The 25,722-nt window shown below is 54.1% G+C and carries 25 protein-coding genes and 1 pseudogene; 8 read left to right on the forward strand and 18 right to left on the reverse strand.

Going from position 1 to position 25,722, the window contains the following annotated elements; translation table 11 throughout:
• Window positions 1–173: 173 nt before the first annotated feature.
• On the reverse strand, window positions 174–1,214 hold the full coding sequence (locus tag PYL13_RS25595; protein WP_250983880.1) for a porin: 1,041 nt from the start codon (window positions 1,212–1,214) through the stop codon (window positions 174–176).
• Window positions 1,215–2,134: 920 nt separating this feature from the next.
• On the opposite strand from PYL13_RS25595, the pseudogene PYL13_RS25600 reads away from it, so the two are divergent.
• Window positions 2,135–2,296: pseudogene (locus PYL13_RS25600) on the forward strand (TetR/AcrR family transcriptional regulator); the annotation flags it as partial.
• 12 nt (window positions 2,297–2,308) lie between these two features.
• Window positions 2,309–2,689, forward strand: coding sequence for a hypothetical protein (locus PYL13_RS25605; RefSeq protein ID WP_275643067.1), 381 nt, complete (start codon window positions 2,309–2,311; stop codon window positions 2,687–2,689).
• 105 nt (window positions 2,690–2,794) lie between these two features.
• Here PYL13_RS25605 and PYL13_RS25610 read toward each other — a convergent pair whose 3' ends face one another.
• Window positions 2,795–3,397: a TetR/AcrR family transcriptional regulator gene (locus PYL13_RS25610; RefSeq protein ID WP_192490708.1), complete on the reverse strand. Its 603-nt coding sequence runs from the start codon at window positions 3,395–3,397 to the stop codon at window positions 2,795–2,797.
• Window positions 3,398–4,035: 638 nt separating this feature from the next.
• Between PYL13_RS25610 and ftsZ the strand changes: the two genes are divergently transcribed.
• Window positions 4,036–4,989, forward strand: a complete 954-nt coding sequence (gene ftsZ / locus PYL13_RS25615) for a cell division protein FtsZ (protein WP_192490707.1) — start codon at window positions 4,036–4,038, stop codon at window positions 4,987–4,989.
• Between the two features lie 244 nt (window positions 4,990–5,233).
• Here the strand turns inward: ftsZ and PYL13_RS25620 are convergent, their stop codons facing one another.
• Genes PYL13_RS25620 through PYL13_RS25630 form a run of 3 tightly spaced genes read right to left on the reverse strand, consistent with a single transcriptional unit; the run spans window position 5,234 to window position 7,577 of the window.
• Window positions 5,234–6,604 carry a sensor histidine kinase gene (locus PYL13_RS25620; RefSeq protein WP_275642765.1) on the reverse strand — a complete coding sequence of 457 codons (1,371 nt, stop codon included), beginning with the start codon at window positions 6,602–6,604 and terminating at the stop codon, window positions 5,234–5,236.
• A complete protein-coding gene (locus tag PYL13_RS25625) occupies window positions 6,601–7,260 on the reverse strand; it encodes a response regulator transcription factor (RefSeq protein WP_275642766.1) in 660 nt (219 codons plus the stop codon). The genes PYL13_RS25620 and PYL13_RS25625 overlap by 4 nt, the downstream gene beginning before the upstream one ends.
• A gap of 5 nt (window positions 7,261–7,265) precedes the next feature.
• Complete coding sequence (locus tag PYL13_RS25630; RefSeq protein WP_275642767.1) at window positions 7,266–7,577, reverse strand: PepSY domain-containing protein; 312 nt, start codon at window positions 7,575–7,577, stop codon at window positions 7,266–7,268.
• Window positions 7,578–7,710: 133 nt separating this feature from the next.
• On the opposite strand from PYL13_RS25630, the gene PYL13_RS25635 reads away from it, so the two are divergent.
• The gene (locus PYL13_RS25635) at window positions 7,711–7,992 is read left to right on the forward strand and encodes a PepSY domain-containing protein (RefSeq protein ID WP_250983875.1); all 282 of its coding nucleotides are present in this window, start codon (window positions 7,711–7,713) and stop codon (window positions 7,990–7,992) included.
• Window positions 7,993–7,994: 2 nt separating this feature from the next.
• Here PYL13_RS25635 and PYL13_RS25640 read toward each other — a convergent pair whose 3' ends face one another.
• The 6 genes from PYL13_RS25640 to PYL13_RS25665 form a co-directional block, all read right to left on the reverse strand.
• Window positions 7,995–8,594 carry a histidine phosphatase family protein gene (locus PYL13_RS25640; RefSeq protein ID WP_275642768.1) on the reverse strand — a complete coding sequence of 200 codons (600 nt, stop codon included), beginning with the start codon at window positions 8,592–8,594 and terminating at the stop codon, window positions 7,995–7,997.
• On the reverse strand, window positions 8,591–9,631 hold the full coding sequence (locus PYL13_RS25645; protein ID WP_275642769.1) for an ABC transporter ATP-binding protein: 1,041 nt from the start codon (window positions 9,629–9,631) through the stop codon (window positions 8,591–8,593). Before PYL13_RS25645 ends, PYL13_RS25640 begins: the two co-directional genes overlap by 4 nt.
• Window positions 9,632–9,640: 9 nt before the next feature.
• On the reverse strand, window positions 9,641–11,368 hold the full coding sequence (locus tag PYL13_RS25650) for an ABC transporter permease (RefSeq protein ID WP_441296695.1): 1,728 nt from the start codon (window positions 11,366–11,368) through the stop codon (window positions 9,641–9,643).
• 171 nt (window positions 11,369–11,539) lie between these two features.
• On the reverse strand, window positions 11,540–12,616 hold the full coding sequence (locus tag PYL13_RS25655; protein ID WP_441296705.1) for an ABC transporter substrate-binding protein: 1,077 nt from the start codon (window positions 12,614–12,616) through the stop codon (window positions 11,540–11,542).
• Window positions 12,617–12,732: 116 nt separating this feature from the next.
• Window positions 12,733–13,590, reverse strand: coding sequence for a MurR/RpiR family transcriptional regulator (locus tag PYL13_RS25660; RefSeq protein WP_275642771.1), 858 nt, complete (start codon window positions 13,588–13,590; stop codon window positions 12,733–12,735).
• A gap of 136 nt (window positions 13,591–13,726) precedes the next feature.
• Window positions 13,727–15,157 (reverse strand): sensor domain-containing diguanylate cyclase, encoded by a 1,431-nt coding sequence (locus tag PYL13_RS25665; RefSeq protein ID WP_275642772.1) that lies wholly within the window; start codon window positions 15,155–15,157, stop codon window positions 13,727–13,729.
• Between the two features lie 374 nt (window positions 15,158–15,531).
• Between PYL13_RS25665 and PYL13_RS25670 the strand changes: the two genes are divergently transcribed.
• Window positions 15,532–17,145: a SulP family inorganic anion transporter gene (locus PYL13_RS25670; RefSeq protein ID WP_275642773.1), complete on the forward strand. Its 1,614-nt coding sequence runs from the start codon at window positions 15,532–15,534 to the stop codon at window positions 17,143–17,145.
• On the forward strand, window positions 17,142–17,759 hold the full coding sequence (locus tag PYL13_RS25675; protein ID WP_275642774.1) for a ParB-like protein: 618 nt from the start codon (window positions 17,142–17,144) through the stop codon (window positions 17,757–17,759). Before PYL13_RS25670 ends, PYL13_RS25675 begins: the two co-directional genes overlap by 4 nt.
• Before the next feature lie 15 nt (window positions 17,760–17,774).
• Here PYL13_RS25675 and PYL13_RS25680 read toward each other — a convergent pair whose 3' ends face one another.
• Both PYL13_RS25680 and PYL13_RS25685 read right to left on the reverse strand, forming a co-directional pair.
• Entirely contained in the window at window positions 17,775–18,035 is a 261-nt protein-coding gene (locus PYL13_RS25680) for a hypothetical protein (RefSeq protein ID WP_275642775.1), read from the reverse strand.
• 52 nt (window positions 18,036–18,087) lie between these two features.
• Window positions 18,088–18,768: a ribonuclease H gene (locus PYL13_RS25685; RefSeq protein ID WP_368077707.1), complete on the reverse strand. Its 681-nt coding sequence runs from the start codon at window positions 18,766–18,768 to the stop codon at window positions 18,088–18,090.
• A gap of 20 nt (window positions 18,769–18,788) precedes the next feature.
• Here PYL13_RS25685 and PYL13_RS25690 point away from each other — a divergent pair, with 20 nt between their 5' ends.
• Complete coding sequence (locus PYL13_RS25690; protein WP_275643070.1) at window positions 18,789–19,235, forward strand: pyridoxamine 5'-phosphate oxidase family protein; 447 nt, start codon at window positions 18,789–18,791, stop codon at window positions 19,233–19,235.
• A gap of 51 nt (window positions 19,236–19,286) precedes the next feature.
• On the opposite strand, the gene PYL13_RS25695 is transcribed toward PYL13_RS25690, so the two are convergent.
• The 4 genes from PYL13_RS25695 to PYL13_RS25710 form a co-directional block, all read right to left on the reverse strand.
• Complete coding sequence (locus tag PYL13_RS25695) at window positions 19,287–19,499, reverse strand: DUF2945 domain-containing protein (protein ID WP_275643071.1); 213 nt, start codon at window positions 19,497–19,499, stop codon at window positions 19,287–19,289.
• Window positions 19,500–19,688: 189 nt separating this feature from the next.
• Window positions 19,689–20,627, reverse strand: coding sequence for a hypothetical protein (locus tag PYL13_RS25700; protein WP_275642776.1), 939 nt, complete (start codon window positions 20,625–20,627; stop codon window positions 19,689–19,691).
• 78 nt (window positions 20,628–20,705) lie between these two features.
• Entirely contained in the window at window positions 20,706–22,616 is a 1,911-nt protein-coding gene (locus tag PYL13_RS25705; RefSeq protein ID WP_275642777.1) for a hypothetical protein, read from the reverse strand.
• Window positions 22,617–22,660: 44 nt separating this feature from the next.
• The gene (locus PYL13_RS25710) at window positions 22,661–23,050 is read right to left on the reverse strand and encodes a hypothetical protein (RefSeq protein WP_275642778.1); all 390 of its coding nucleotides are present in this window, start codon (window positions 23,048–23,050) and stop codon (window positions 22,661–22,663) included.
• A gap of 592 nt (window positions 23,051–23,642) precedes the next feature.
• Between PYL13_RS25710 and PYL13_RS25715 the strand changes: the two genes are divergently transcribed.
• Complete coding sequence (locus tag PYL13_RS25715) at window positions 23,643–24,326, forward strand: helix-turn-helix domain-containing protein (RefSeq protein ID WP_275642779.1); 684 nt, start codon at window positions 23,643–23,645, stop codon at window positions 24,324–24,326.
• 81 nt (window positions 24,327–24,407) lie between these two features.
• Here the strand turns inward: PYL13_RS25715 and yghX are convergent, their stop codons facing one another.
• On the reverse strand, window positions 24,408–25,307 hold the full coding sequence (gene yghX / locus PYL13_RS25720; protein ID WP_275642780.1) for a YghX family hydrolase: 900 nt from the start codon (window positions 25,305–25,307) through the stop codon (window positions 24,408–24,410).
• Between the last annotated feature and the right edge of the window lie 415 nt (window positions 25,308–25,722).

Consider the following 25,722-nt stretch of genomic DNA (forward strand, 5'->3'; position numbering starts at 1 on the left):
GTGTGTTTGCTTGGATAACCGCGATGGAATTGCTGAACTTCGTATGCACGGCATCAGGTTATCAGTCAGGAACTGATGTCCAACCATCAAGTGTCTGTTCCCGCTTCTGAATCACAAAAAACATAAAAGCCCGGCATTGCTGCCGGGCTTTCACCAATCGACTTGAGGTCAGATTAGAACGAACGGGTCAGACGAACCCAACCGGAAGTGTTGTCGCCTTCAAAGTCAGCGTCGGTGTAGTCAACCGTTGCGCCAACCTTCAGACCCTTTGCCAGCTGGTATTCAGCCAGAAGGCCAACGCCCCAGATGTCTTCGCCGCCCTGTGTGCTCCAGTAAGCAGCAGATGGAGTGACTGTCAGCTTTTCAGTAGCCTTCAGAGCGTACGAACCGGAAACAGTCCACTCGTATGCACCCTGGTCACCCTTGAGGTAAGGATCATCGCTGATGCCGCTAACGTAAGCGTTAGCACCGGAAGACCAAGCAGCGCCGATGTTCAGTTCGCCTGGGCCAACTGGAGCAACGAGAGTTACGTATACAGTGCCTTCTTCGTTTTCAGCGTCATATGCGCCGCGTACAGCAAGGTTTGCTGCACCGAAGTCAACCTGGCCGTAAGCCTGGATACCGAATTCGTTACCAGCGGCTGCAGCATAGTTGTGGACGTTGGAGATATCGTCGATGCCGAGACCGATGCGGAACGAGCCAGCGTCGTACAGGTAGCTGATGGTGTTGAAGTTGGTCTGGTTATCCCAGTCGTCCAGCTCGCCGTTGATGCCGATGTCGTCCCACCATGTGAGAGCCTTACCAGCCTTCAAACCACCGATGGTGATGTAACCCTGCTCAAGCGATGCGCTGGAAGAAGGAGCAGAACCTTCGGAGCTGTAGTTGCCCTGCAGGCGGATGTATGTGCCGATGGTGCCGAGCTCAGAGTCGGTCTTCGTGTCGAAGAAGATACGGCCACGAGTAGCAGAGTACCAGTCGCTGGTGCTGTTTGCACCAACGTCTTCACCGAAACCAACGGTGAAACGAACTTCGCCACCGATGCGCAGGCAGGTTTCAGTGCCTGGGATGTAGAAGTAGCCAGCGCCGAAAGCGTCGCAAACGCGAACGTATTCCAGGGGCTCTGGCTCAGCAGCGACGATAGCGTCAGCGGCCTGTGCGCCAGAAACTGCTGCGAGTGCTGCAGCGGAGCCGATGAGAAGGCTCTTGATGTTCATATTGACCTCCAGTCAAAGAAAAAGGTGAGTTTTGACCCGATTTGTGAAAAAATATTCCCGAACCCAAACCCGCAAATTTGAGAAGTGAGTTGCCCCTCTTCCTGAGTCTGAAAATACTGAAAAGACCTATAGTTGCAATTGGGTTCCTCTGGGAATGGCCTTTGTCTCACCCGCTTCATGGAGGTGTGTGGCGAAAGAGAAACAAAAGTTACGACTCGGCGTGAATCGTCACTTAATCGAGTATGCAATTGAAAAAGAAGAATATTAGGTGAGGAAATATTTGAATAGTCACTTAATGTTGCTCCCCGATGGAGTATCGGGGAGCCTTGACTAAAGGCCAATGCGCTTTTCGAGGGGGCGTTGCCAGTGGATTGGAAAAGCTCCACGCAGTAACCAGCTTGAGTTGTATATTACTTTCATTTTGCTGTCTCTAGGGATTCGAAAAAATTGTGGATGAAATGGAAAAATATTTCACTGACTAACAGCATCCGTCACTTAGTGCTGAAAAATCAAAATAGAATCAGTGCGCCGCCGATCGTCGCCTCATTCGCACAGCCATGGCATTCGATTGAGCGAAGTCATGCGTCACGAAATACCAAGTCAGAAATGAAACATGTTTGCGAGAATGCTCGGGCGATCAGAGACCGGCAGCAGACCGATTCGGTTGCTGTTGATTTGTTTCCACGGAAACGAATCCATTCTTCGACATCTCAAACAGGTGAAAAAAGCGGCGCTGTCCGATCTGCGTCTGCACCAAATCGAGCACATCCTGCCAAGCTGTAGGGTTGTGTTTCCTGCAACCAACAGATTTCATGCGTTTAACGCCAAAAACACACAGTCTGACTTATGAGGCAGATGACCCGGTCACAAATTTTTGATAAGAGACAGGATGAGGGTGACAGGGAAACAAATAAAAATCAATGAGTAGAAACAGACGCATTTGCCCCAATGATGTCCTAGATGCAGCAGAACGGGTGGTTCTAAAATCGGGCTCGTCTGGGCTTTCGATCGATGCTGTCGCAAAAGAAGCTGGCATCAGCAAATCTCAGGTCGTCTACGATCATAAAACAAAGAGCGGCCTTCTCGAGGCCTTGGTGGATCGGCAACTTCAAAGAGATGGCGATTTTGTCAAAGAGTCTGTGGCATCTTGCTCTGAGACACAACATCCAGAACTTTTTGGTCGGATAAAAGCTGCTGCAACAGGCTGGGAAGAAGCGGAACGTGCTGTCTGCATGGCCGTCAGCGCCTCGCTTTCAAGCGATGACCGTCTGCAAGAACTTATGCGACAATGGCAGCAAAATGATCTTAACGCGATTAAAGCTGGACCTAAGCCACGCGCTGCTCTTGTAGCCTACATGGCGCTTTCCGGATTTTCCTGCATGGAATTGTTCGGTTTTCACAAATGGTCAGACGAAGACCGCGAGGCGCTGCTCAGTGATATCAGAAAGATCTATGAGACATTTCCCGACGAGTAGGCACTGTCGGTAAAGATTGGCCAAGGGCTATGTCTTCATGTCATTCAGATAGGAATAAGCCGGGTTACCGAAGATAAATAACATCGGCAACCCGTTGCATTTATTTCAGCACGCTTTTGCCAAGGGGGCGGAAGCGCCTATGTCCATGACCTGTTTCATCAGGTTGAGAATATTGTCGACCCTGGAGACAAGCACGCGATATTCCGTCGTCGCCACAATGGCCGGATGGCACACGGCCAAGAAGATATCCGCCAATGCTTCCGAAAATCTCTCAGCGTCGGACAGTTCCATATCTTCTATCACCTGCGGGCATGCGTCGAGAATGCGGCTCCTCATGATGTCAGATACATTTTCGGTCGAGAGAATATTTGTCAAAATATAGAACAGTTCTGGTTCGTCCTGCGACATATGCGAGAGATCGCCAAGAATGTTCAGGGGTAAAGCGCGCAGCCTTTCTTTTGGCGTAACACCAGCAATAACCTGCACCGGGCGCAATCTCTGTTCGACAACGGCGTATGCAAGATCGAGCTTGGAGCGAAAATGCTTGTGAATATTGGCTGCCGACATTTTCAATGTTTCAGCAATACTGGTGATCGAAGTTTGCTGATAACCCATTTTTGCGAATGATCGTTCTGCTTCAAAGAGAATGATTTGGCGGGTTATTGCCCCTTTTCGCCGGGATCGAACTTCACTTTTAAGTTCCGTCATCAAAATTCTCGTTTTCAGATGTCACCTGCTCTTGGGAAGGCACGTTGGTGCCCTCATACGTCAGGGATTTGGCTAAAAAGAACGAACGTTCGTATTCACTAATAGCAAAAAAAATTGACGACGCAATAATCAAAATTTCATGTCGTTGGAATTTTCGCCGACCAATTTAACCTGCTACAAAAAATGAGAAATACGCAACATGCCGGTAAATACGCTGCTGATATATGAATCGATAAACATGTTTTCCACCCTGCTCGACAAATAAGTTCGCAAGCGAATCAAATGCTGCAGAGAGAAATTCGGGCGGCCGATCAGCGATACGAAGCGACATTGAACATATGATGTCGGCGTAAATCTGATGCGATTTGATCAAATGGTCAGGGTTTCAAGGCCCCATATTCATGCTTTCCGTAAACCAGAATAGTAAAAGGCCTGTGGCTGAGAAACTGGAAATTCCCCGTCTATTGCAAGGGGTTCAGCCTCACGGTCACTCTGCGCCTCATAGTAAATAGATGATCGTGCTTGGGACGAGAGGCGTAGGACAATGTCTCCGCAAACAAATGCAGTTCAAATGACATAGTGCATCAGATGCAAATCTGATAGGTGATGTCCGCAAAAGTTAGTTAACGAGGAATAAAATGCAGCATATGAACACCTCCCCTACCGCTCCCAAAATTGCCGTCATCGGTGTTGGCGGCGGCGGCGGCAACGCAATCAACAACATGATTGCGGAGGCTGACTATGGTGTTGATTTTATGGCAGCAAACACGGATGCGCAGGCGCTTAAAAACACCGCTGCCAAGCGTTTTATTCAACTTGGTCCTGAACTGACCGGTGGGCTTGGTGCTGGCGCAGATCCTGCAATCGGACGGCAGGCGACGATCGATACCATGGACGAAATCATGGATCATCTTGCCGGTTACGATATGTGTTTTATCACTGCTGGCATGGGCGGTGGAACCGGTACCGGTGGAGCGCCGGTCATTGCTCAGGCATGCAAAGAAAAAGGCATCCTGACAGTGGGCGTCGTGACGCTGCCATTCAGCTTTGAAGGCACCAAACGCCTCAAGGCGGCACAGCAGGGTGTCGATGGCCTGCTTGCTGCAGCAGATATCGTGATCGTTATTCCGAACCAGAATCTGCTGAGAATCGCCAATCCCGGCACGACATTCGACAGTGCGTTGAAAATCGCCGACAAGGTTCTCGCCTTGGGCGTGAAATCCATAACGGATCTCATTCTCCGCGACGGCTTGGTCAATCTCGACTTTGCAGACGTGGTCTACGTCATGAAGGGAGGCGGACGTGCGCTGATCGGAACCGCCGAAGCGCGTGGAGAAAACCGTGCATCGCTCGCAGCGGCTGAAGCAATCTCCAACCCACTGTTGGGCTTGCCGTCACTGAAGCACGCACGCGGCGCGCTTGTGTCGATATCCGGCGGTAGAGACCTGACGCTTTATGAAATCGATGAAGCCATGACGCTGGTTCGTGAAGCCGTAAGCGAAGAAACCGATGTGGTTATGGGGGCGTCCTTTGACCCGACACTTGAAGGAGCCTTCAAGATTTCGGTCGTCGCAACAGGTCTTGAAGACTGACATTGCGATGGTTTTGCGAGGCACCGGTCTTTTAGACGCAGCCAAGCCAGCAAAAATCTTGATCAGGTCGGCATGGACAATGCCGACCATACGCGGATCATTTTTCTAAGCACGATGCTCCTCTTTGTGCTTTAGGTCTTCCAATATCCGAGCAAATTGGAAGAAGGCAGACGTACCGGATGGCCGTCCGGGTGAAACAGGCGCCCTTTCTGAACCATAGTAGCGGGTGTGACTGTGTTTGAGTCTAATTACCGGGATAGTTTGTCGCGATCTCTTTAAAGAGCACCGTCGTCATCAGGCCGCTGCCCTGTCGGTTTTCGATGGACAGAACCAAGCCATAAACCTCACATATTTCCTGTACGATCGATAGGCCAAAACCGCTCCCCGGTGTCTGACTGTCCAATCGTACACCGCGCTCGGTCATGCTACGGATTTTTTCCGGGTCAACCCCCGGGCCATCATCGGCGACGATTAAGCAGCCGTTTTTCCAGGTAATGGAAACCTGACCCGCTGCCCATTTAACGGCGTTTTCCGTCAAATTCCCAATTAGTTCACGCAGGTCTTGCGCGTCAACGGGCACATCCGGCGGCGCGTTAATGTCGACCTGCCATTCAAGCGCCTCGCCTTTTGGTGTTCGCTGCAAGGTTTTGACGATTTGCCCGATGATTGTTTCGACATTGGCATCGGTCTGGCGCATGTCGGCATTGGTTACGATGCGGCTGCGTGCCAGTTCATGTTCGACATGGCCGCGCATCAATTGCACCAACTGTTCAATTTCCTCGGCGAGGTCCTGATGGCCGCGCTCATGTAAGGTCAAAGCGTCATTGGAAAGTACGGTGAGCGGCGTCTTGAGGCCATGTGCAAGATCACCGGCACGGGCACGCGCCTTGCTGAGTGACTGCGCCTGTGTTTCCAACAGGCGATTAACTGCTTGTTCCACAGGTGCAAATTCAGCTGGCAAAGTACCAATGAGACGCCCACTATGGCGTTCCCTGATGCGGTCCAGTCCTTTGGTCAAGTCGGCCAGTGGCTTCAGACCGTAGACTACCTGCACTAGCGAAGCGCCAATCAGGAAAACCGCAAGTCCGGCAAGGTAAGGGAGGATTTCAAGCGTAAATCCACGGCTTGCGTCATCCAGTGCCTTCGTGTCTGCGGCCACGGAAATCTGAACCGGCTTCAGGCCGCTTGGCGCACTGACCATGATCTGACGTTCCAACACAATCAGTCTGGTGTTTTCCGGCCCGTTGGCAACGTAACTATGTACGGCGCCGTCGTCTGGCAGATCCGCCGGTCGTGGAAGGCTGGTGTCCCAAAGGGATTCCGAGCGGTAAAGCGCAGGCTGTGCAGCGTCGCCGATTTGCCAGTAAAGCCCGCTATATGCCTGCGAGAAACGTCGATCCATCAAGCCAAGTGGATGTTCTATTCCACCGTCGGCGCTCACGCGTATCGAGCCGGCAATGGTGTTGATATGCCCTTTCAGTTCGTCTTCCAGCCGTCCTTCCAGATTGCTTGAGAATATCGACGTCATGAACAAGGCTGCCAATGCCAGTGCCAGGGGCACGACAATCAGCGATACCATTAGAAATCGAGCACGGATGGAAAGCGGTCGCTTCATGCCTTGTCAATCCTGTAGCCATAACCACGGCGGGTGGTGATGACCTGCTTGCCAAACTTCTTGCGCAGTCGGCCGATCAGAACTTCCACCGAATTGCTGTCACGCTCAAAATCCTGCGCGTATAACTGTTCGGTCAACTCCAGTTGCGAGACGTGTCGCTCCGGATTGGCCATCAGGTAGTGAAGGCAGCGATATTCGAGGGGTGTGACATCGACAGGTTCGGTATCTAGCGAAACAGTGCGGCTACGGGGATCGACCCTTATTCGCCCCGCCGTCAAGATTGGGCTTGCCGTATGTTGGGATCGACGCATGATGGCCCGCAGGCGGGCCAACAGTTCTGCCATATGAAAGGGTTTGACGAGATAGTCGTCGGCGCCGGCGTCAATTCCCTCGACCCGCTCTTCCCAATTGCCACGTGCGGTCAGAATGAGAACAGGTAACGCGCGCTCATCCCTTCGCCAGCGTTTCAGGATGGAAAGGCCATCGAGGCTGGGTAAACCAAGATCAAGCACGACGGCGGCAAACTCCTCGCTGTCGCCCCGATACCAGCCACTTTCGCCATCGCTTTCGTGCTCGACGAGATAGCCCGCCCGTGAAAGGTGCAGGGTTACGTCGCGGGCAATCCGCAGATCATCTTCAACAAGCAGAATCCGCATTGGCCTCAATCGTCGTCATCAACATCGAGAATAGTGCCATCCTTAGCGTCCATCTCAATCTCGTAAAGCCGGCCATTGGCCTGCAACACTTTGAACTCGTAAATGAAGCGGCCATCATCTTCGTCGAGTTCCACCTTTATGATGTCGCCCGGATAGGAGATGCGCAGCTTCTCTTGCAACACGGAGAGTGGTAGCACATCGCCGCGTTTTACCGCATCACGCAAACGATCAAGATCCTTTGCGGTGGCATTGATGGATGCCAGGGTCAGCGACAGCATGCATGCTACGGGCAAGACATGGAAAATACGGTTCAACATGCTGCCGACATTAGCATTCTCAAACTGACAATTCGCTGACAAAGCCTGTCAGTTATCGCTCAGGGCACGCCGCATAGTGTTGTGGCATCAAACGGGCAGAGGTTGCCCGCCACCCCTGAAAGGATGATCGACCATGAAGACTCTCGTTATCGCCGCAGCACTTGCCACCACTGCATTGGTCTCTACCGCCTACGCCGATGATCGGCACGATCGCCACTGCGGCAATGTCCAGATCGACAAGTGGATGAGTGAGGCACAGGTTCGCGAACGTGCCACCGCTCTTGGTATTGAGGTGCGTGAAGTCGACATCGATGACGGCTGCTACGAAGTCGAAGGCCGTAACAAGGACGGTCGCCGTATCGAAGTGCGTTTTCATCCTGAGACCGGTGAGCAGGTCTCCGTCGACGGAGATTGATCTCAGTCCGGTGCGTCAAGGATGGGGGCAAAGGTTGTGGCGTTGAAAACCTCCAGCCTTGCCTCGCCTTTTGGAAAAGCAAGAATTGTCAGACTTGCTGGTCCAACCGGTATAATACTCTTAGGAGCAAGGTCCAAAGCGCTGTCGAGTGCAGCGCGGATCACGCCTCCATGGCAAACCATCAAAACTGTCTCGGCATCCGTGTTTAGGGCCTGCTCAATCGCATTGCCAATGCGGATGCGAAATTGAGCCCAAATCTCACCATTCTCAGGTGCGAAGGTACCTGCGCGCCAACCGGCATAGGCGTCTGGCGTTTCCGACATCAGTTGGGCAATTTCCGCACCCGTCCATGCACCGACATTCTGTTCCCGCAGCAATGGCTCCCTGATTGCGTCGGCATGGCCGAGCAGGGCGGCGGTATCTGCAGCGCGTTTCAGGTCGGAGGTAAGCACCATGTCGGGGTTGAAGCTGGCAACCATGGGAGCCAAGGCACGCGCCTGCTGTTCACCGCGCGCGGAAAGCTCGATATCGGCCTGCCCTTGCAGGCGACGAACGGCGTTCCATTCACTTTCGCCGTGCCGGACCAGAAGTATGCGTTTCATGAAATGCGTGTTCCTTGTGTATCGAAAATTGCTGCTGGAGCGGTTGGAAGGCGGAAGTATAATTTGCCGGATTGCCGCGATAGGCGGTCGGAGATGGCGGTGATACGGTTACCGTTGATGATGCCGGTAATCAGAAATCGTCCAGCCATCGGCACAACCTCTGCCAACACCGCTTCAAATGTTCGCGGACCCAGCTCGTCAGCAAGCTCTATCTGTTCTGCCCGCACCATGGCGTGGCCACTGTAGGTGCGCAGCAAAGGGTCCGGCAGGGTGCCGAACCACTTGCCATCGTCGATGGGAATGAGGTTGGCAGGTGGCGTGCCGACGAAACCGGCAACGAAGGCAGAGGCCGGTTCTGCAAGCAGCCGCTCTGGCGCATCGAACTGCTCGATACGACCGTGGTTCATCACAGCCACATGGGTCGCCATTGTCATTGCTTCCACCTGATCATGCGTGACATAGACGGCCGTGGCGCCTGTTGCCGCATGAACTTTGAGAAGTTCGAAGCGCATCTCCACCCGCAATGTTGCGTCGAGGTTGGAGAGCGGCTCGTCGAATAACATGATTTTTGGCCGGGGAGCGATCATGCGTGCAAGGGCGACGCGCTGTTGCTGCCCGCCGGAAATTTCGCCGGGATACCGGTTGGCGAGTTTTTCAATTCCGAGCATTTCCATGGCTTCCAGCACACGGGTGCGCCGTTGTTCGCCGGCCAGTTTGGCAATCTTCAGCGGCCATTCGATGTTGCCGGCAACGGTCATATGCGGCCAGAGGGCGTAGGATTGGAACACCAGACCGGCATTGCGCTCTGCCGGCGGTAACGAGTTGCCAGTGTCGCCGTCTGCGACAAGCGTATCACCGAACAACATCTTGCCTGATGTTGGTTGATCGAGACCGGCAAGCATCCTCAACATTGTGCTTTTGCCGCACCCTGATGGGCCGAGAAGCACAAGAAATGCACCGTCGGGAACAGAGAAACTGACGTTGGACACGGCATTGGATGTGCCAAAGGATTTTGAGATATTGTCGAGCGAAATCAAAATTTTGCCTCAGCTGAAAGATTGGCGGCGGCGGCCGCGCAGCAGGGTTGCAGCGCCGGTGGCCAGCATGGATATGATGAGGATGACCAGCGTCACAGCATTGGCGAACTGGTGGAAGCCATCCGACGCATAGGAGTAGGACAGGACGGCCAACAGTGGTGATGTCGGTGTGTAAAGCAGAATGGTGATTGCCAGATCGCCAATGACGTTGACGAAGGTGATCAAAAGGCCAGCGACAAGACCACGTGCCGCCAGCGGTAGGGTGATTGCACCCAGTCGACGGAAGAAACCTGCACCGGTCATACGGGCGGCCTCGTCAATATCGCCGGAAATCTGCGCCACGGTTGCCCGCCCTGTCTGCACGGCAAAAGGCAGCATGGCGGCGGTCAGGGCCAAGCCCAGCAGTAGTTTTGTGCCGTAAAGTGCCGGCAAGGGACCAATCGGCGCGCCGTAGAGTGCTATGTAGGCAGCCGCAAAAGCAATACCGGGAAGCAGCATCGGCAGGAAGCTGAGTTGGGAAACAACATTGCTGAGAACCCGCACTTTCTGTTGCGTCAGGGCGACGGCGATCAGTGTTCCAATAATGTTGGCAGCAAGTGCTACCGATGCTCCCAGAATCAGCGTTGTGGTCAGTGCCGAGATAAGCTGCGGATTATGAAAGATACCCGGCTGGCCACGGGCAAATGCCGGATTGGCCTCGCCAATCCAATAGTGCATCGTCCATTCTGAAAACAGTGCGAGCGATGACGGCGCAAGGCTTGCTGCCACCAGAAGCAGGATCGGTAAAATGGTGGTGAGGACACAGATGATCCAGGCAATGAGCGTCAGCGGTATGCGTGCAATGCCGAGTGTTGTGCGGCGGGGCACCGCACCCTTGCCGCCAATCGTAACGAAGTTGCGGCGACCCGACAGCATGCGGTTGCCAAGTCCAAGGAAGATCGCAGAAATGCCGATCAGCAATATGGCGAGCACGTAACCGCGCTCCGTCTGGCCGATTTCGATCATGCCGAATAGCCGCGTCGATAGTGTTTGCATACGAACGGGCAATCCGAGCAGTGCCGGTGCTGCGAAATTGGAAACGGCTCCGGCAAAGGCAAGAGAGCCGCCAGCAATAATGGCGGGTGTAACGACCGGCAGGACAATACCGAACAGGATACGTTTGCGTGATGCACCGGTCATTTGTGCGGCTTCAACAAGATCACCGTTAACGGCGGCAAGCGCTGCTGCAATGACGGTAAAAGCTAGTGCATAATAATGGGCGATCAATACGATGATCGTTGGTGTCATGCCCCATGACAACCAGTCAGGGACAGAGAGCCCCCACCCTTCCAGCAAGCCGCCGCCACCGCCAACACGACCGTTGCGAAACACGGTGCCCCAGGCGAGCGCTGTTGCGAAACTAGGGATCATGAAGGGCAGTGTCGCCATGAATGCGATGACCGGCCGGCCGGGAATGTCAGTCATCACAACCAGCCAGGCGAGAAAGCCACCCAGCAGAACACAGCCACCAGCCACACCGAGGCCAATGACCATTGTGTTGAATGTCGGGCGCCAGAACAGGTTCTGCGACAGTCGGCTTGCCAGGATATCGCCCCATGCGGACGCCGAGGGGTAAATGGTTTGCGCCAGAATGGTCACCAGTGGGGCTGCCACCAGACCGACAAGTACAAGTGCCATGACAAGCGTCAGGCCACGTTTATTGAGTGCTGAACCAATCGGTCCGCTCAGGGATTTCATGTGGTACTCCAAGGGCATTGCTGTGTGCCCGCTAGTCCTTGTTCAACAAGCCAGCCTGCATCACCAAACGGCGATAGACCGCGGCAGCTCCTGGCATACAACCCTCTCCCCGTTGACTGGGAGAGGGCTTTTGTCTCGTGAGGTGCAATCCCTGTCGTCACCTGACAGTGCTCACTGCAATGCGAGAATGAAGTCCGCCACATTGGCGCGGATTTTGGCGGTTTCTGCGGGTGCGATTTGCCATCCCTTGAAATCTGCGAGTGGGATGGCATCCTTGTGGGGCGTGATATCGGAACGTGTCGCCCAGTCACCGGCTACATAGAATGGCTTGAAACCCTCGCCGCCGGTTTCGCTGTCGTCACCCATAAGGAAGTCGACAGCAAGGCGGGCTGCAGCCGGGTTGGCCGGCTTGGGGTTCAACGCCAGAAATGCAGGAAAAACAATGCCGTTAGACGGTGTGACGTCGTTGGCGACTTGCAACGCCCAACCTTCATCTTCATTGTCGCGACGGTCAGAATAGCTGGTGAAACCGATTGGTGGCTTTTCCTGCCCCTTTGCGCCGATGGCCTTGTTGACGTCATCGGTGGAGCCGACAAGAACGAGATCATTGGCAAAAAGATCGCTGATGAACTGCTCACCTGCATTTTCGTTACCATCGGTGAGCGCAATTGCTTTACCGAATGCGGCTTCGTAGGATTTTGCCATCTCGTCCGACTTCAGGACGATTTCGGTCATCAGGTCGAGGTAGTCACCGCGTTGCAACGGATCGACCATAATGACGCGACCTTTCCATTCCGGTTTTGTCAAATCCCAGAGGTTTTTGACGGGAGAACCATTCGGATGGGCTTCTTCGTTATACATCAGCACTTTGGTGGAAAGGCGCTGCGCCAGCAGTGGTGATTTGTTTTGATCGGCAACAGTGCCTGCGACGCGTGGCGGCACATAGGAAACCACCAGATTGTTGGCCAACAATTCTGTCAAAACGACAGGGGCATCGGAGATGTAGATGACATCGGCGCCCGGCAGACCTGCCTGCGCTTCACTCTTGATCCGGGCGATCTGTTCGGTCGACGACATGTCGAACGTCACCATGTCGATTCCGGGATAGGCAGCCTCGAAGGCTTTTTCAACTCGACCAATGCGGCTGGTGAAGGCGTAGACTGTGACCTTTCCTTCCTGCTTGGCCTGCGCCAGCAGGTCGGTGGCAGTCTTGGCGTCGAGGTCTTCGGCGAAGGTAGCGGTAGCCATGAGGCATGAAACGGCAGTGACAATGAAGCGGCGCATGGAAAACTCCTTTAATGGGTCTGCGCCGTTTGTAATGTTTTCTTGCTACAATTTTATGACGTGCAAGTTATCTTGCAAATCTATCCTTCAAACTGCGCAATCAGGCTGCCGAGGCGGTCGAGAACTGCGAGTGCGTCTGGCCCTCGCCGTTCCGCCAATGCCAATATGATAGCGTTACAGACTGCCATTGGAACTGTTAGCGTTTGGAAGCTGTTGGGCATGCCCGCACGCGGGGCAGAAAGCAGCACATCCGGGCTTGGGGTTAGTGACGGGCCGATGGTGCCGGAAATGACGACTGTCGAAGCACCGGTGTCGGCAGCAACTTGCATCAGTTGCTCGTAATCTGGTGGTTGGCGGCGGAAGGCAAAGATCAGCAGAGTGTCATCCTGAGAGAGTGTCAGCATCTGCTCTGCAAGATCACGCCGGCTGCCTGCCAGCGGGTGACTGTCGATGCCAAGTCGCCGCAGACGGCGCTCCATCAGCACGGACAATACTTCGGCATTGCCCTGCCCATAGATGAAGACGCGGCGGCGATCAAGTTTTTCGGCCGCTTCGAGAACATGGCTGTCGCCCAGATGATCAGCAATTCCGGTCAAGGCTGCAATTTCGCTTGCAACAAGGAGCGGCAGAAAACCTCGCGCGCGCGCGTCGGTCAGTGTTGCGGAAATGCGTTCAGCGGGATCGGCAACCTTGAGGAATTCGCGGCGCAATTCGTCGCGAAACTCGGCGTAGGAGGCAAACCCAAGTTTGCGAGCCAGACGGGATGTTGTTGCCTCATGCACACCGAGCCGGGCGGCAAATTCGCTGGACGTGCCGATGGCCACCTCACGCGGGGCTTTCAAAAGTTCGGAGATCAATTTCTGTTCGGTGGCCGTCAGGGTGCCAGCAACGGCCTGAACGCGCTCCACCAGCGCTAATGTCGCGTCAATCTTCGGCATGGGTGTCCCAAACGATCTGCACTTGCATTCGGGCTATCGTAACGGCGCAGCCAAAGCAACTGTTCGCAAAGTCACATGGGTGGAGTCTTGGCCGCGAGACGACGTTTGACCAGGCGATCTCCCACGGCGTGACACCTTAGGCGTAAGCAGCAAGCAAGCTGCGGGGTGTCTCACTCTGCGTCAGCGATGAGAAGGTGACGACCGTTCCACGGCCTCTGGCTTTAGCAGCGTAAAGGGCGGTGTCTGCCTGCTTAAGGGCCTGATCACACGTATTGGCCACGTTGATGTGAATGTCGCTGAGGCCAAAAGACGCATCGACCACCACTTCTGCACCCTGAATGATATAGGGCTCGGACAAATGCGAAGATAATTTGCGACAACGCCATTCGGCACCCTCAAGGGACGAGGCAGGCATGAATATGACAAACTCATCGCCGCCCAAGCGGAAGGCAACATCATTTTCACGACCGTTCTCCATCAGTCGCTCAGCTACCTGTTTCAACAGTTCGTCACCGGCAGCATGGCCATGACGATCATTGACGCCTTTGAAGCCGTCGAGATCAACGCACGCCACCACCAGATCGCCCGGTCCGGCGAGCCTCTTGAATTCGCTTTCCAGCATCGCGCGGTTTGGAAGGCCGGTCAGGAAATCATGGGTTGCGGCGTGCCGCATATTTTGTTCTGCAGTTACCAATGACACTGCGGCGCGTTGTGAGAGCCTTGCAACAAAGACGCCACCGGCGACCAACACGATGATGACGGCTGATATAAGTGGCAGAGACTGGCGCATCAGATCACGCGCAGGCGTTGGAGGATGCCAGGAAAGCACTTCGGATTGCCCGTTGAGGCCAACAGCAATCTCAACCCGCGCATGCCCTGACGGGACCAGATCCATTGGGCCGATAACCGCATCATCAAGCAGAAAACGTGTACCGACAAATTCCTGCAAGCTGCCAGCAATCGGCGTTGCCGATACCAGAATGGGGGCGGTCTTGCCGCGCGGAATTGCCGTCTTGAAATCAGGTTGGAAAAGGCTGGCAGTGAGCAGAACCGCGTCGGTTCCGATGACTTCAATCTTGCTGAGCGCAATCGGGGCCGGAATTCCATCTGTCGTGACAGAGTTTTCCCGAGCGCGAATGTTTTCAACAAGGCTTTGTGCGTCCTTGCCTATTGCCTCCGCACCGCGTGCAAAGAAAGGTCGTTCCTGCACCTCCTCTGCCGTTCTTGAATAGATCATCTTGCCATCGGCATCCAGGATGGAGGCAAAACGTGTTCTCGACGTGCCAATCAGTGAGCGACCAATGTTGCGGTCCGTCCACTCGAAATCAAATGCGTTATCGATTTTGGCGATGGATTCATCCCAGATTGTCCACGCCGTCAGGGCGAACTCAACGTCTTCGATCCAGATGGAGATGTTTCTCTTTACCAGGGTTTCCTGACGCTCCCGGACATCTGCATCCAGGCGCTCCATTCCATAATAAGGAATGGTCGCCAGCCCCATGATAAGAATGGCGATAAGTATGAGCGCGGGGCCTACCAATTTGAATTGGGTGAAGCGCGTGGTCACGGTAGATATCCTGATGGCGTTTGAACGCCGATACCTTCGCCTCGGGGCGCTTTCTGAACCGTTACCTTAGATAGTTTTTATCTGTTTGGGTTAACGCATTTTACCGTGGGTCTCCTGACGTCTGTAATCATCGGCAGTTTAAGTGCGCCTGTGCTCGTCAGTTCCACACAATTGAAAACTATATAAGCATGTTCTGATTTTTCAGAGCATTTGATCCTTCGCCTGAACATGCGTGGCAACCTGCGTTAACTGCTGGAATGCAGCCTGTTTTGTGGTCTGGATTTTCATTGGGAATTCAAGTTAGTCTTCCTCTCTAAAGTACATGGGAATGGTCTGTCTTAGCGTAAGGACTTCGCTGATGATCAAGGTGCGACGTGACTAACAAAGGGCGGGATATTCTCGCAGGGCTCTCTGTCGCTGGCCTCATGCTTCCCGAGGCTATTGCCTATTCCGGCATCGCCGGGGTGCCTCCTCAACACGCACTCTACGCTGCTGTTGCAGGCTGTCTGGTTTATGCGGTCCTTGGGCGCAGTCGCTTTGCGATCATCTCACCGACCTCTTCGTCCGCTGCGATACTGGCTGCCATGCTGGTCGCACTCGTCCCTGAGCCTGGACAAAAAATGCTGCTGGTTGCCGTGGTGGTGTTTTTTGTCGGGCTGTTGTTTCTGGCAGCAGGCCTGCTGAAACTCGGTGCACTCTCCAGCGTGATTTCTAGGCCGGTGCTGCGCGGTTTCACTTTTGGCCTCGCCATACTGATTACCTTGAAACAGTTCCCGTTGATTTCAGGGGTGTCGACCACAGGAGCCGGCACTTTTGAGACGATCTGGCGCATCATGACCAATCCAGATCAGTGGAATACATATAGCCTTTCGGTTGCGGCTGCAGCTCTGGCCTTTCTATTGGCCATGCGGCGGATTCCACAATTGCCGGCAAGCCTTGTGGTACTGGCACTCGTTATTCCCGTTTCGATACTGCTCAATCTGCAGGACAAAGGCGTTGCTATCGTTGGATCAGTCGATCTGTCAGGGATCTGGGGCAGCTTCACGGCGATCTCGTTTGATGAACTTTCCCACGTGGCGCGCTTTGCTCCACCTTTGGTACTAATCCTGTTTGCCGAATCCTGGGGTACAATACGAGGATTGTCGCTCAGGCATGGTGAGAATGTCGATGCGAACAATGAGCTAAAAGCGCTTGGCATCGCAAACCTTGCCAGTGCCGCTTTGCAGGGAATGCCGGTAGGTGCGGGGTTTTCCGCAGGGGCAGCCAGTGAGGCCGCCAATCCGCAGACGCGGTTTGCTTCCGCGGTTGCCGCCGTCGGACTGGCAATCTTCTGTCTGGTGGCGTCCACATGGTTTGCTTACATTCCGCAAGCGGCACTTTCCGCAATCATCATTGTCGCCCTGCTCCATGCACTTGATCCCTCTCCGCTGATCAGGTTGTGGCGCTTGAAACACGACCTTATCCTTGCTCTTGGTGCAACGGCGGGCGTGCTGTTTTTTGGTGTTTTGGATGGCATGTTGGCGGCGATCGTGCTGTCCTTTGCTGTATTCCTGCGTCGACTGTCATCACCCCTTATCATGGTGCTGGGTCGGTTAGGCAGTAGCCATAATTTTGTAGACCTGAAACGGCACCCGGATGCCGAGGCTCCGGCGGGTATTATGGTTTTGCGCCCGGCGCAGCCACTGTTTTTTGGCAATGCAGAGCCGATCTTTGCCGACATCACACGTTTAATTCTTGCAAATCCGGACACAAACACTGCCATTGTCAGTCTGGAAGAAACATTTGAGCTTGATACGACAGCACTTGATGCCTTGCTGGAGTTCGATGCCAACCTGCGCAAGCGCAATATCACCATTCGTTATGCCCGAATGCATGACGCCGTGCGTGACGTGTTGGCACTTGGTGGCGGTGAGGATTTATTACGCCGTGCAAATTATAGTGTCGACGATGCTGTTACTGCTTTGGAAAAAACAAGGGAGCAGACATGACGCATATTTATGAACCTCGCCTCACCCGTACGGAGATTACAAAATTGCGACCGACCCAGATCACGGTTGGCTTTCGCGAGGTAGAACTGAAAAGAAAAGAGTGGCGGGAAACAGCCCCGACACGGGGCGATGGTTTTCTTGGCCATCATATTGTTCCTGTCGTTGCTGGCCCCAAAGGCAGATTGTTCCTTGTTGATCATCATCATCTTGTCCGTGCCCTGCACGAGGAAGGCGTTGAACATGTCCTGAGCAGCGTTGTCAGCAATCTCGCGCATCTGGACAAAGACGAATTCTGGTCGGTGATGGACCATAAAAATCTGATCTATCCATTTGATGTCGCTGGCCTGCGACGGCACACTGACGACATTCCGAAAAAGGTCGAGGATCTCAAAGACGACCCTTTTAGATCTCTCGCCGGTTATCTACGGATGGCCGGAGGATTTGCCAAAGTCGCAGTTCCATTTTCGGAATTTTTCTGGGCTGATTTTCTCCGGCGCCGTATCGGCCTTGATTATGTCAATCGTGCCTTTGATGAGGCCGTGGCAACAGCCATGAAGCTGGCGAAATCGGGCGAGGCACGGCATCTTCCGGGGTGGTGTGGCATTGAGCAATGAGGGCTTGTTTAGATATCACTGACCCGGTAGTCGGGTTTCCCTCTGTTGCTGCAGCAGGTCACGCCAACGTTTGACGTAGCCATCCACAAAACGCGGCTGAATACCTTCGGCGGACATTTTTTCTGCCAATATTTCCAGATCGAAATCCTCTAGACGGGTTTCTGGCGGATAATGTTTCAGCGTATATTTGAAGGTCTCTTCCCAACTGCGCCGGACGCCCACGGAAGCGTCTTCGATATGGGGGCGATACCCTTGTATGAGTTCTGCCAGGGTCATGTTCAGAGAAATCCAGTTTCCAGGGATTTGCGACGATCGATACGTTGGCGGATTAGGGTGGTAACCTCTTCCCGGCAGCCCGCGCCATTCTGTCCACCATCTCGTTGCCCTCGATGCCGGAATGCGCCTTACACCATTCTATCTCAATGGTTGGATGACGCAGGAGAAACCCGTCCAGTTCTTTCCAAAGCGATGCATCAGCTATCTGCCTTTTCCGTGCCCGCTGATTTGGGTTGATACGTTTCCAGCCATTGCCACGCCAGATCGCCCGCCAGTGCCGGCATCCTTCGACAACATGCACGGAGTCGGTTCGCAGAACGACTTGCCGGCCCTGCGCATGGCCATGCACCCACATCACCGCGTTCATGACGGCCAGCACTTCAAATGTATTGTTGGTCAGGCCGGCGTCGTTCCCGTGATCCGAATGAATGAGTTGTCCGGTTTCATACACGGCAAAGGCCCAGCCACCTGTCCGGGTCGCAGGATCATAAGAGCCATCAGCGTAAATTATCAGCGGGTCGAACATGAAGACATTTCGCAAGTTGCTGCCTGCAACAACAGGCAATTTGTGTGATTGCACTTTGGCGCCGCCACCGCAACCGCTGAGCACGATTAACTGGTCTTCTTGGCGATGGAACGGATGACGAGTGGAACGGTTACATCTGTCTGCGCCGTCATGAGTGGTTTTCTCAGAAATCCTGAATGAGTGGCGCGTGGGCGTGGCCTTTGCCATCCATCGCGGGAGGAGCGATTATGACGACAACGAGGAACATGGAAAACCTATCAAAACATATCCGCAAAATTGACTTCTGCATGATGTGCACACGCCGTGAGGATGGGCGAATTGCCACGCGGCCAATGAGCAATAATGGTGACGTCGAGTATGACGGGGACTCGTGGTTTTTTACCTACGACGACACGTCAAAAATTTCCGAAATCAACAGGGACCGCAGTGTTACGTTGACCTTTAGCGAGCCGCCCAGTCTGCTTGGCAAACCGGGAATATTCATCTCTATTGACGGCGTCGCTGAAATTATCAGAGATCGCAGCTACTTTGCTGAGCATTGGACAAATGGCCTCGATCACTGGTTTCCTGACGGTATCGCAACGCCCGGACTTGCACTTTTGAAGGTCAGTGCCGAGGTGATCCAGTATTGGGACGGCGAGGAAAACGGGAAGATCAATCTCGTTGGTAGCTGATACGCAATGACTTGTTTGGATCGGGAGGCGGAAGCTCGACCCGTGGGCGCGTCAACTCAACTTGCGGAGTTGATCGGGTTTGTGGGCGGCCCGCTTTCCGGATTTCTCACTTTCCACGATATACTGCGGATCCTCGGGTGTCGCCTTGACAGGATGATCTTTTATCTTGGTTGCTGAGGTCTGTTTTCGGACAACCTTACCCTTGGTTTCACCCTGACTTGTGTTCCAGGCGACCTTATCGCCCTTACTCAACGACTTCACCATCATCTCGTTTCCTTACGTAATGAGCTGGCAACGAAGTTGCTACCGCTCCCGGAATTGCAAACGAAGGGCACCTAGGGTTGGTTCCTGTATGTGTAGATCAAGACAACATGCTTACAACAGACCTCGTCTGGTCGCCACCATCACGACAGCGGTCGTGATGGCTTTTGTATTGGCGTATCGCAGCCCCGATCATTCGGAAAAGTTGAAGACCGATCCGCTCTGCGGTTTTGCTGGAGCTTGAGCAGCGACGCGCATGCCGGTGGCCGTTTCGAATTCTTGAGTGAAGGTCTGGCGCGCCTTGTCATCGAGGCCAAGTGTTTTCATCCCCGCGGTGAGCCGTGCCGCCGGTTTATCCTTTGCAAGGAAAGCCTGTTGCAGGTCCGGCCGACCGCTCAAGACGGAACCGTCAGCTTCAGCGCCTGTCAGATCAATTGCCCCACATTCTGCAAGCTTTGTTGCAGACGGCTGTTTCTGAAAATCACTATAGCATTGTTCGATTGCCTCGATTGCACCGACGATACCAGTCTCTGTATAGATCTGCATGAAGCGTTCCCTACCCAACCGCGCGGCATCTGACACATTGCCGTTTTCTGCCGGCAACGTGACCGGTTTGACCACCGGTGTGCTTTCTGCTTCTGCGAAAGTGGGCACTGCCTTTGCTTCACCACAGGTGCGATCAGCAAGAACACGTGCCTGCTGGTTGGCCTTCACGACGCCGATGCGGTTGCCGGTTGCGAGTTCATTGACCACCAGTACCTCACCCTTATTTGTAAAGACACGGATCACGGCTGCGCAAGGCGTGGCATCACCGACGCGCTGGCGCCATTCAAGCTTCGCACCATAGGGTTGGCGTGCCTTGGGGCTGATCTCGAACATGTCGTCACGTTCCAACGGCGTCTTACCACCCATAGGCAGGTAGAACACGCCAACCAGCCCTTCGACATATTGCAGCACGGCCCGAACATTCCCGGGGCCGGTGCATTCCCGAATAAAGGCATCCTCCCCCTCTTCAGTCACCGGGCAGGCAAGGGTTTCGGAATAGGTCGAACGGAATTCGGCGGCGTGTGATGTCGACGCGATGCAAATGCCAGCCACAAGGCCAAGTGCGGATAATCTCGAAAAAGTCATGGATATGCTCGCAGAACAGAGGGCAGAGAAACAGGGCAGGTGTTGACCTGCCCCTTTACACTCAACGGTTTTCCAGGATCAGGGGTGGCAGGCTGGCGAACCCATGAAGCAGGCCGAGACGATCTCGATGCGCATGCGCTGCTTTTCCAGCCGCTCGATCGTTGACTTGTCTTCGACGGCGAGTACCCAGTCCGCATCGTTTTCATCTTCGTTCAGGACAAATTGCCATGGCTCTTCATCATTTGGGAAACGAACGGTCATGGCCTGTGTTTTCCACATCAACATACCGCTGCTGGAGAAGCTGACATTGATCTCGCGCACCGCACCCTTGCAGACGAGGTCCTTCAGTGGAGCCTTTGATGTTCCACTGGTTTCGGCCACCGCAACTGTTGTTTCAAGGAAGTCTTCTGATGCACCCGAAGCGGCCAGCGCGTTGGTGCAACGCAATTCATCTTCCTTCTTTGCCAGCTTCGTCGTCTCGACCTGGCAAGCGCTATGGACGGCAGAGAACGCGTTACCGCTCAACTTGGAAGGCAGATCGCTGCACAGTTCGCGTGCTACTTTGGCCTGTTCGGTTCCTGGTTCCACGGAGGCGAACGCAACGGTTACCTTCTCGAGGGCTGCAGTTGTCTGCTTTTCGTCGAGTGTTGTGCGGACAGCCTCACATTTTTCACGCACTGTCGTGCGCTGTTCTTCACCGAGATTACGAAGGTATCCAAGCTGATCGCAAAGGTCGCCGATCTGTTTGGCAGCGTCCGGCTTGTCCAGGGTAAAGGACGCGACCTGATCATCAATGTCCTTCATGGCAATGAAAAGAATTTCCTGACGTCGGGCATCCAGAGGGCTACCGAAGAAACGGTCCGACAAATTGGACTGACCGTAACCAAGACGGACTTTTTCCGGATCCGGCTGGAGGTTTTTTGTGTCAACCAGCGTTTCGACCGTTGCAGGAAGTGCACGCAGACGGGCCTGTTCGGCGCGCAATGTCTCAATGAATTGCTGGCTCTTCTGAATTTCAGCCCACTGCGATGCCAGGCGCTGAGAATAGTCCTTGTGAATGGCCTTGCAACTCGGTGCATCTTCCAGGAATTTTTCTGCCATGTCGCGCGTCCAGTAATCGAAAGGAACGGCAGTTGCGAGCTGAAGCTTGTCGAACTCGAAATAGTTATAGGCAAAGTTGAGGTTGGTAAAACGCTGGCACATCAGGCCCGCGTCGCTGTTACCGAGAACGGTGGCCGGGCTGGCGCCACTGTCTGCCAGACGATCGGCCGTCTTTTGCAGCATCGTCACCATGTCCCGAAAACCGTTGTTGTCAGCTGAGGAACGCAGGGTGTTGGACAGGGCAGCATCAACCCGTTCGCTCAACACCTTGCGCTCTGCGTCCGTGGAGATCGGCATCGCCGTCAGTTCGTCTGATAGTGTTGTTCTGTAGCGTGTCCAGAACTCGGAGATCGACGTGCTATAACGTTGTGAATAGGTCGTCTGATCGAGTTCCGGCAGGGCGTAAACGATTGGCGGGAAACGTGTTGCATCCGCAACCTTGGCTGCGACCTCCTCATCCGGTTTGCTGGTATCGAGCAGCGCAAACAACTGGTCGAAGCGATCCCGTGGACTGTCTGAACGGCTTACTGCAAAAGTCGAGCAATCCGATTGTGGAGCGCCCTTCATCCAGATTGCCCGGATCGTATCGCCGTCGGCTGCTACATCAAGTCTTGGGTTACCGTTGGCATCGTGAAGCTGCATGCCGTTGGAGGTCTTGCGCTCGGTCAAGTCGAGCCAGTTCACGTGGTTGGAGCCACGCTGCTGATAATAGACGGTAACCGCAATGTCGCCGGACTGGTCTTTGCGGATATTCCAGTTGGTAGTGTAGTCGGTCTGGCCGCAATTGAATGCGCCGGAATAATAAATCTTCTGCGCCTGTTGGGCGCTGGCCGGGGTCGTGCCCATCAGCGCGCTGGCAGTGAGTGCCGTCGCTAGGAGGTATCGCATGATGTATCTTTCAGGATTGCAATGGTGATAAAAGAGGAAAGGCATCAGCGGGCAGATGCGGCCCATCCGTCACTGGCTTTGACCATTCTGATCGGAGTTGTGATGTCGCGGCCTTCTTTACCGAACAGGCCGCCTTTTGCGGTGTAACGCACGTCGCAGACATAGGCCTTCTCACCACTTTCCTTGCAGCCGATCTTCTCGAGATCTGTTATCTGGATCGACATCATCTCGCTGACCGGGTTGGCGACGCCGGGAAGTCCTGCGCTCAATCCCGCAGTCAGGTTTTTCATCTGGTTCTGTTCTTCCTCGATTGCGCCGTTCAGCGCCTTGCTGATGTCGCTTGCAGACGGCTCCCCAGAGCACGAGACGAGCAGCAAGGCGGTGCCGCACAGCATTACAATTCTTCCCGCAGGGATGGTGGTCATCAGTCGCATTTGTTGTCCTGTTTTACCGGTGAAAGGTCAGCATGAGATTGCTTGCGGCATGTTTGTCTCGTTGTCCTTGATCTCTGCCGCTTTTGTGGTTGCAATCGTCATGACGATCGTCGCGTTTGTTGATTAAAATCGGATGCTGGGAAATGGGGACGCCTCTCATGAGACGAAAGAATGCTTAGCCGACCGGCCGATCCCATTTGTTGCCAACCTCCAGGGAGAGGCAGGCTGCGACGGTTCTGGTCGCCCTCGGCCGCCACAATTCCATCCAATTCTTAAACGGCGGAATAATTACGGACGGTAATTTTACCCTGTCGGTTCGCTTTTAAGGTGGCGCTTTTGTCCATGCTCAACAGAGCATTAATGGCAGCATTGTTTTTTTGCGTTGTGTTCCTTCACCGAGAAGCATGGGTCGAGTTGAAAAAAACCGACGTGTCGGCAAAGCCGTGCTTGCTTCATTCGTGCGAGTCACGGGCAAATTTGGGTCTCTCGATGATTGGATATTTTTCGTATGGCGCAACAATCGTTTGCTAACGAATGTCAATCATATTGCCGTTGAAACAAAACGATAATTTCATACTCGGCACATGCAGACATGGGTTCATTCAATTCACTCTCTCAGGACCTTATCGATGCGTGGTTGCAGTCTGACGAAACCACTGGTGTCGATGAGCTCTATGCCGGTATCCTCAGCCGGCTGACTATTAAGATGGCGCTTTCGGTCATCACAACGAGCGCAGATGATCCCTACGACTGGCGCTTCCGTCGTGTGAAGGATTTTGGTTTCAAGAGTGGTCTGCTGAATGAAATGAAAAAGCAGTTTCCCGATGCTGCCTTGCGCGACCTCGACCGTCGCTTCATTGATGATGCGATCATCGCAAGCTATTCACGGGCGCTCGAATCTAAACGTCCGGCCATTGATGTCGTGCGAACAAAACTTCTCGGTGTTCGGATTGGCTACGAGCGCCTTATCCTGCCGCAGAAGGTGGAGGGAAAACCCGGCTGGTGTCTGAGCCTGATCGAGGGGCGTTTCTTCATCTCCCGTATGCTGGAGGCAAAGACCGACATCACCGATGACAATATTATTCAGCTGCTGATTGAAGGGCAGTCCACCAAGGAAATCGCCGAACTGCTTAATCTGTCGCCTAGAACGATCGAGCATCGTCTCGACAGACTGAAGGATCGTTTCGAAGCAAGAAACCTGACCCACTTGGTGGCGAAGATCGTCGCCACGCAGGTTGATCGTCACAGTCATGACGCAAAAGCAGCGGCAAGCTGATCCGGAATAGCCTGCGAGCCCGCATAGCTGGCAAGGGCAGAGACGCCTCTGCCCTTGCCAGTTGCAACTGTCATAGCCGTGTCAGGCAACGTATTTTTTGAACCACTCTATCGTGCGGTCCCAGGCGAGTTTCGCGGCCTCTTCATCGTAGCGAGGCGTGGAGTCATTATGGAAACCGTGATTGGTGTCCGGATAAATGTAAGCCTCATAGACTTTTCCATTTTCCTTCAAGGCCGCCTCATAAGCTGGCCAACCCGCATTGACGTTATCGTCATGCTGGGCAAATTGCAGCAGCAGAGGTGCTTTTATCTTCGCAACATCAGCCGCCGGAACCTGACGTCCGTAGAATGGTACGGAGGCAGCAAGTTCAGGATACGCGACTGCCGCCGCATTGGATACGCCACCACCATAACAAAAGCCGGTGATGCCAACCTTGCCGGTGGTGAGGCCGCTGGCCATCATCCATTCAATGGCGGCAAAGAAGTCATTCATCAGCTTGGTCGGATCGACCTGTCGCTGCAGCTCACGCCCCTTTTCGTCATTGCCCGGGTAGCCGCCAACCGAAGTCAGTCCATCGGGAGCAAGTGCCACAAATCCCGCTTTGGCCACGCGACGGGCAACATCTTCAATGTAAGGGTTCAAACCGCGGTTTTCGTGCACGACAACAATCCCGCCCCTCCGGTCGGTAACCGCCACGCCGTCCTTGGCCGGGCGCACAAGATAACCTCGAACTTCGCCATTACCGTTTGGTGACGTGTAGGTGATGTACTCTGCCACAATATCCGGATCAGTGAAGGCGATCTGTTGGGCCAAAGCATAATTGGGACTGAGCGCTCCCAGAAGGGCGATGGCTGTCATACCGCCGACGGTGAATTTGCCGGCCCGGTCGAGGAATTCTCGTTTTGTAATCCGCCCGTGAGCGTAGAAGTCGTAAAGTTCGAGCAGTTCTTGCGGGAAATCTTTTGCGGTCAGGCGCGTCATGGTTCCTCCAGCCATCTGTTTTACGTGGCGAACCATACTCCCCTGCCAGAGATAGGGAATTCAACTTTTGGCGAGTGGCGCTCTGCCGGCTCTCGAAGGAAGCCGTCAGCAACGCATTATTTCCGCCGTCAGTTCGATTGCTCACCCAAAGTGGGGATGACAACTGTTCGCAGATCGGCCTGAAATCGTTCTGCTAATTTTGCATGAGGGGGACACGATGCGCAGCCTGATTACAATAGTTTGCTGTTTTTTGATGTCGACGTCTCAAGGGGCGAGATATCCGTATGGTCGATAGGCCTAGAGCGTCAGGCTCTGACGATTGCCGCTGAGCTGACGTTTCCCCGGTGATTGACAGCCTGTCGTTATGTCACTGCCTGCCGCTATCAAATTGATGCGACGTCTTTTTTTAGTCACC

The sequence above is a fragment of the Agrobacterium sp. Azo12 genome (assembly GCF_029193765.2).
Classification (GTDB): Bacteria; Pseudomonadota; Alphaproteobacteria; order Rhizobiales; family Rhizobiaceae; genus Agrobacterium.